Here is a 6,787-nt window from a genome sequence, read left to right as displayed (position 1 = left end):
ACGTGCTGCAGATCCTGCAGCAGTCGTTCAACCTGCCGATCTGGCTGACCGAGTGGGGCTTCAACATGTACGACACCTCCGCACAGCAGGGCAGCTACGTGTCGAGCGCGATGGCCGAGTACTACTCGCTGCGTGAGCAGTACAACGTGCAGTCGATCATGATGTATGAACTGATCGACATGGCGACCACCGACGAGTACGGGCTGATCGAAGCCGACGGCGCGACCCACAAGGCGTGCTACGCATCGTACAAGGCCTTCACTGCGGGCAATACGCCCTGAGGTTGACAAAGAGGGCATCAGAGTTCGCAGCGGCGCTTCGTGTGAAGCGTCGCTGTAGTTTCGAGGCCCTCATGCGCAGGATTCATCCACGCTGCCAATGCGCTAGCTGCCAATCACAACATACACAATGGCCAGCGGCGTTTTCGAGCCGTCCGGCACCGCAGCGCGCAGCGGCACGCCAAACGTGCCGCGTACATTGACGAAGCGTGAGACCTGAAAGCGCAAACCCGCCCCCACGCTGATGAGCGAACCATTGTTCTGCTCAGTGGGCTCGTCGATCCGGTTCCATGCGTGTCCAGCGTCAAGGAACAGGAAGGGCTGCAGCGCGACGCTCGTCGAGCCGAACATTAGCGGCGGCGTACGCAGTTCGGTCTGCAGATTCCACCCTCGATCACCCTCCACGACATACGGATCGTAGCCACGCACGCTGCCATCGCCGCCAAGACCGAGCTCTTCGCTCGGCAGAAGCGTGTCGGGGGTCCACTGAAACAGACCGCGCGCCCACAGCGAGAAGCCTGCCGGCAGCGCCGCATCGTGCTGGCCGGCTAGCTGCATATACGTGTAACGCGCGCTCGCGCCGAGCCGTGCCGTATTGAAGGCCGCGTCGTTGTCGTCGCCGTCCATATAACCCGGACTGACGATGACGGTCGCGCTGGCGCTGGCCTGCCCGAGCGTGTCGCGTCCGTTTGCGTCGTAAGCGACGACAAACTGATGAATGTGTGTGTTCGAATTGAACACCTGAAAGCCGCCGAATTCGAGGTCGTTGTTCGAGCGCTTGAAGTCATAGCCCAACTGTATCTGTTGCTGCCACGCGCCGAGTGGGACAAGCCGCCAGTCGTAGCGAAAACTCAGTTGTGCAGAGATTCCGGTTTGACCGAAACTGTCTGGAACGTTGGGCGTGCTCTGCGCATACATGCCGAACAGTTCGACCCGGTCGAGCCATGGCAGCGGCGCACTGTAGTTGAACGAATGCGCAACAAAGCGCGGGCGATTCGGACCACCAGTGATGTCGGGATTACCGTCGAACACATCGGTGTTGGTCGTGAGCTGATAGCTGATCTCCTGATCGAGACCGAACAGGTTGCCATAGTCGATACCGGCAAACACGCGGTCGCGGCCGAGTTGGCTGACGCCATCATTGTCGTAACCGGCGGTCACGCGCAAGGGTAGACGGTCCTGCGTTTCCAGAATCACGTCGGTGGAGTCTTCGGCGTCACCAGGGGCGTATACCACGTCCACCGTTCGGTACGGATTCAGATTGAGCAGCGCGAGGCCCGAGGAGACATCGGCTTCGTGGATCAACGCGCCGCTCGTCAGCGGCATTTCACCGACTAGCAGGCGATCCGAGAAATAGCGGTTGCCGCGCGCCATGACTTTTCCCAAACGGTAATTCGCCACCGTAATCCGCACTACGCCATTCGTCACGTCCTGCTCGGGCAGATACACATCAACGAGCGGTTGCCCCGCGTCACGATAGCGCTGCACGACTGCGCGGCGTATCTCGGCGAGTCGGCCGAAGGTGATCGGTTTACCAATATCCGCTGCGAAACCGGCGAGAAATGATGCGTCGAGCAATGGCAGACCCTTCGCGGTGATCGCGCCGTCTGCGGCTTCATTAAGCGGAGATTCCGCGTGACTGTCAGCGGTGAACGTCAAACCGTGCAGCGTTTGAACGGCCACTTGCGTTGCATTGTCGGCCTGCCCGGCAGGCTTGGGTGCCTCTGGGGGCCGCGCCGACGCGGGCGGCGCCGAGGGCGTCACATCGCGATACGATTGCGCCGCGACTCCCGTCGCAAGCGCAAACAATGCGGCGCCCACACTTAAGCGCGCCAAGCCGCCGGCGCGCTTAAGGCCGTGCACATGCCCGACCCCCAACGTGCCGTGCGGCAATCCAGGGTATGGATTGGTCAAGGCTCAACTTGCCATCGCAGCAGAGGATACGACGCACCGGCTGCTATGACCCAGGTGCCGTTGGCGCTGAAATCCCAGCTTGATCCATAGCTGGCGGGGTTGACCATTTGGGCGGAGGTTAATCCATTGGCGGCGGATATCGGTGTTCCGATCGCGACACCGGGAACCGGCATATTGCTGCCGGCAATGTATGCCCCGGTCTGAGCGTTCCAGAATACGTTGTTCGCAATCGTGCCGGTATTTTGCTCAGCGATCGCCCCGAACGCTATGGTCGGCGAAACCGCAACAGGCGCTGGCGCTGCGGCGAACGATTCTTCGATTAATCCGGCATTGCTGCCGACCAGACCGCCGCCCTGGAAATTCGGAGTAACCTGGCCCACCGCGTACGACTGATCAATCACCCCCGTGGATGTGTTCTCACCTGCAAGGCCGCCAGGGATGCCGTGAGAGCCGACAAATATGCTGCCTGTCGCGTACGATTGCAGGATCAATCCGTTATTGATGCCGACCAGACCGCCCACCGCGGTCTGGTCGCCGACTTGCGCGCTGCTCCACGATCGCTCGATCGTGCCGTCGTTCTGCCCGACCAGTCCGCCGCCGGAGCCCTGTCCGAAAGATCCGGCGGTGACCATCCCCGTGGTGTACGAGTTTACGATCAGGCCGAAGTTGTCTCCGGCAAGGATGCCCGAAGCGCCAAACAGACTTCCGGAGATCGCGTTCACGATGCCGAGGTTACGCACGACGCCGGTCGGTCCGATTGTCGGAAAGAAGCCCGCGAGCGAATACGGTGAGGCACTCGTGAAACCGAGGTTGCTAATGGTATGCCCCATGCCGTCGAACTGACCGGTAAATGACGCGGTGGTCGAGTTGCCGATTGTCGAGTACGGCACTGTTGACGTGGCCGTCAGATCGGTGCCGAGCGCGTATATGCCGGCCATATTCAGCGCGACGTTGCTCAGGTCCGCGAAGGAATTGATCAGCTGATAGGCGGTGACCTGGGTCACGAGACCGCTGAACGGTGCGGCACTCCATGCTGCGTTACTGTGGATCGTGCCAGGCTGCCAGCTCCCGTTCATGTCGTATAGCGCGGAGACGATGCCTGTGCTCTTCGACCAGTCAATCGTCCCTTGATTGGTGACGCTACCACCGTTGTCGATGGCGTTTGCGTCGGCACGCAAGGTCAGATTGCCGGTGCCGTGGTTGGCGAGTGTCACGTTTGGCCCGACCGTGATCGAGTGATACGCGTCGAGGGTGAGCGATGCAGCACCACGCCAGCGGATGTTCGAAAGGACACTCAGGTCGCCGCTCGCGCCACCGGCGCCGGTCGTTGTGACGTTCACCGAGGTATCGTGCGACAGGTTGCGTTCGAGCGTGCGCGCAGTGGCCGCATCAATCGTAAATACAGGGGCTGTGAGATTCCATAGCGCGGCGTCGACCGTCGCGCTACTTACGCGCAGTGTGTTCGCACTCATATCGACGGTGCCGCCGCTGCCGTCCGCGTTTTGCGCGTCGATGGTGCCGTGTGCGTCTATTGTGCCGCCATCGGCGACGAGCCAGACGTGACCATCACGCGTGGCGGTGCCCGTAGCACGCAGCGCGCTGTTGCGTCCCGCCAGCGCATACACGTTGCCATCTGCGGCTTCCAGATTGATCTGTGCTGCGCGCACCGTGCCTGCATTGAGCACCTGTCCGTTGCTGCCGCTTTGCACGAAGACCTGCTGCCCGGACGATGAATCTTGCAGCAGAATCTGGTTGCCTGCGGCAAACTCGGCAGTGCCTTCAGGCGCGCTGACCTTCCCCAGGTTCGCCACGGCCTTGCGTGAAATCAGGAATACGTCACCGCCTGTGGAGCTGATCTTGCCAAGATTGATCACGCTGCCATTGCCAGTGCCGCTCAGTGTCAACGAACCGCCCTGCATGAACGCGGTATTGTCGGCATCGAGCGTGGAAGCGACAAAGCGCCCACCAGTGTTGATCACGCCACCTGGGCCCACCAGCACGCCTTGCGGATTGATCAGATACACACTGCCGGTCGCGTTGAGCATACCGCTGATGAGCGACGGATCAGCGCCGGTGACTCGATTTAGCGTTGCACCCGAACCGTTGTCGATGGTGACGCGATTCCCGGCGCCGATCGAAAAGCTGTTCCAGTCAATGACCCCGCGCGAACTCGTCTGCGCGATGGTGAGCCGCGAACCTGCCTCGGCAATCGACCCTTGGCCCGCAACGAATTGACCGCCTTGCGGAAGAGGCGGCGCCGCTCGCGCGACCGAGAGCAAGCCCGCTTGCATCATCAGTAAAACCAGTAGCTGTTGACGTTGTTTGCGTGAAGCGAGACGCGGCCGGCTCACCAGCGGGCGAGGGTGACTCGCATCGATGCAAACGGAGTGATGGGTGGCAAAAGGGACAGCCGACGAGGTTGCTCGAGTGGAAACGATTTGCTTCATACGCACCTCCAGGGGAACGCACAACAGCGCGGTTGTATTCGCGGCAACCGGGAAAATCGCAGGGCTTTCGGTAAAAATGTCTTGGATCGCTAAATCAGTGGGGAAGGGCTGACGGCGTATTCCATCTGATTATTGGCCGGCGAAACGTGCGGTTTACCACTTATGTTCTCGCGGCGCGAAGCGATGGTCAGATGGAGGTTCTGATTGAGCGGGTGGATGAGCGGTTTTTCGAAGGGTGCACGCCGTGGGGCGTCATGCAGAGACTAAACAAAAACGCGGCTCGTTAAACGAGCCGCGTTTCAATCAGGTTTTCGAGGGCTTATCGGCGTCGTCGCCGCTGCTCCCGTTACCGCCCTGCTTCGGTCGCCGCACGGCTCGCACCTTGCCGCTGTTTCCGCCACCACAAAAGAATCGCTCATCGCCATCGGATTCGAGCCCCGACACGCCCGCGCCGGGCGGCATCTCAAGCCGCTCCACGACTTCGCCTGTGCGCGGATCGATCCGGCGCAACTCACTTTCGTCGCCTTCCCAGGTGGCGTGCCACAGCTCATTGCCAACCCACGTGACCCCTGTGACAAAACGATTGGACTCGATGGTCCGTAAAATCGCACCGGTTTCAGGATCCACCTGATGGATCTTGCGTTCGCGGTACTGTCCCACCCAGAGCGTGCCCTCGGCCCACGCAAGTCCCGAATCACCGCCACCGCCTGGCGCCGGGATTGTGGCAAGCACATCGCCGGTTTGCGGATCGATCTTCTGGATCCGGTCCTCAGCGATCTGAAACAGATGCTGACCGTCGAAGGCGGTTCCAGCATGCGCGGCCACGTCGATTGAACGCAGCATTTTGCCGCTCGCGGGATCGAGTGCCTTTAGCGCATCGCCAGCGGCTAACCACACGTTCTGTCCGTCATAGGTGACGCCACCCACACGTTCGACACCCGGGAAGGGCCCATATTCATGGATGATTTCAGCTGCGGATCGTTTCATGCTTCCTCCCTCGTCACATTCGCCATGTCCCATGCTAATCGCCCGGTAGCGGAGCGGGGAGTAACAAGGTCGTCGTGAATCCAGGCATGGGCGGGGTCATCCAGCGGCGTGCCCGTCCCTGACCGAACGATTGCACCTTGCCAGCCTCCGCCAGCGTGTCAAGTACCCGCTGCGCGGTCCGCTGACTGGAGCCGAGCGCGATGGCCAGCGCTGAACTCGACCACGACTCGCCGTCGGCGAGAAACGCGAGCACTGCGGCGTGCTTTTCTTCGACGGGCCGGGCCAGCACGACCACTTCGCGTGCCTCGTTAGGCACTAGTGCAAACCCTTGCTTCGTCGCGTTCACGCTGGCAAGTGGCGCCAGCATTGCGCGCAGTCGCCCGACTTCGACCCGCAAGCGGGCCCGATGCGATTCATCGGCATGTTTGCCGCGGAAGGCCAGCGCGACGAGCGTGTCTCGCGGCATGTCTTGCGGCCACGATTCCGCCAGCGCGCGTGCGAGCACGAACAGGACGGGACGCCTCGCGAGAGAAATCACCGTAGTCGCATGACACACTGCATGACGGCATGCATCCACCACGAGCGCCTTTGACGCGAGTAGCGCTTCGACTTCGTCAAGCAAAAGCGGGCGTGCCTCGCCGCGCGCAATCAGGCGCGCCGCCGGCGAGTTCAATACCAGGGATGCGCTTGCGATTTCCGCAGACAGCGCAGGAATAGCAGCGTGGCGCGCGGCTTGCTCAGCGCGGACGAGTGCGGCACGTGCAGCCTGCGCACGCAGGCGCCGCATGGCGAGCCCGGCCACCATCAATTCGTGGGCAGCCCTAAGTGCAGGTGGGAAAGGCGCGGGGTCGAGCAAGCCGAGCGCAGTTTCGGCTTCGTCGAGACGTCCGATCAGCAGCAGTCGCCGGATCGCGAGATAACGCGCGTGGGCAGCGTTGACATGGTCGCCGTGGGCTTCGAGCGTGGCCCGCGCAGCGTCGAGCGCCCTGGTTGGCCAACTGAGGTCACGCGCGGCGAGCGCAATTTCCGCCTCAGCGACGATGCAACGCGCGCGTGACACGGCCTCTTTAGGACCGAAAGCGCGTGCCGCACTGCGAACGAGTGCCTTCGCGCGCACCAGATCGCCAAGCTGAGCCATGGCGATACCGCGCAGCGCGAGGG

4 protein-coding genes and 1 pseudogene are annotated in these 6,787 nt (G+C 61.9%); 1 reads left to right on the top strand and 4 read right to left on the bottom strand.

The annotated features are described in order from the left end of the window. Positions 1 to 281 (top strand): annotated as a pseudogene (locus WCA85_RS22705) (glycosyl hydrolase); the annotation flags it as partial. Positions 282 to 383: 102 nt separating this feature from the next. On the opposite strand, the gene WCA85_RS22700 reads toward WCA85_RS22705, so the two are convergent. The 4 genes from WCA85_RS22700 to WCA85_RS22685 form a co-directional block, all read right to left on the bottom strand. Further along, the gene (locus WCA85_RS22700; protein WP_424067106.1) at positions 384 to 2,114 is read right to left on the bottom strand and encodes a ShlB/FhaC/HecB family hemolysin secretion/activation protein; all 1,731 of its coding nucleotides are present in this window, start codon (positions 2,112 to 2,114) and stop codon (positions 384 to 386) included. Between the two features lie 74 nt (positions 2,115 to 2,188). Continuing rightward, positions 2,189 to 4,639 carry a filamentous hemagglutinin N-terminal domain-containing protein gene (locus WCA85_RS22695; RefSeq protein ID WP_424067105.1) on the bottom strand — a complete coding sequence of 817 codons (2,451 nt, stop codon included), beginning with the start codon at positions 4,637 to 4,639 and terminating at the stop codon, positions 2,189 to 2,191. A gap of 303 nt (positions 4,640 to 4,942) precedes the next feature. Further along, positions 4,943 to 5,626, bottom strand: coding sequence for a glutamine cyclotransferase (locus WCA85_RS22690; RefSeq protein WP_424067104.1), 684 nt, complete (start codon positions 5,624 to 5,626; stop codon positions 4,943 to 4,945). A 34-nt stretch (positions 5,627 to 5,660) separates the two neighbouring features. Then, the coding region (locus WCA85_RS22685) for a helix-turn-helix domain-containing protein (protein ID WP_424067103.1) at positions 5,661 to 6,787 on the bottom strand (1,127 nt) is incomplete at its 5' end.

The sequence above is a fragment of the Paraburkholderia sp. genome (assembly GCF_049581445.1).
In the GTDB taxonomy this organism is placed as follows: domain Bacteria; phylum Pseudomonadota; class Gammaproteobacteria; order Burkholderiales; family Burkholderiaceae; genus Paraburkholderia.
This window is presented reverse-complemented; position numbering and strand designations above follow the sequence as displayed.

Excerpts from the sequence above, each read along its gene's own strand:
- WCA85_RS22695 (WP_424067105.1), bottom strand. The coding sequence starts at position 4,639 with ATGAAGCAAATCGTTTCCACTCGAGCAACCTCGTCGGCTGTCCCTTTT.
- WCA85_RS22690 (WP_424067104.1), bottom strand. The coding sequence starts at position 5,626 with ATGAAACGATCCGCAGCTGAAATCATCCATGAATATGGGCCCTTCCCG.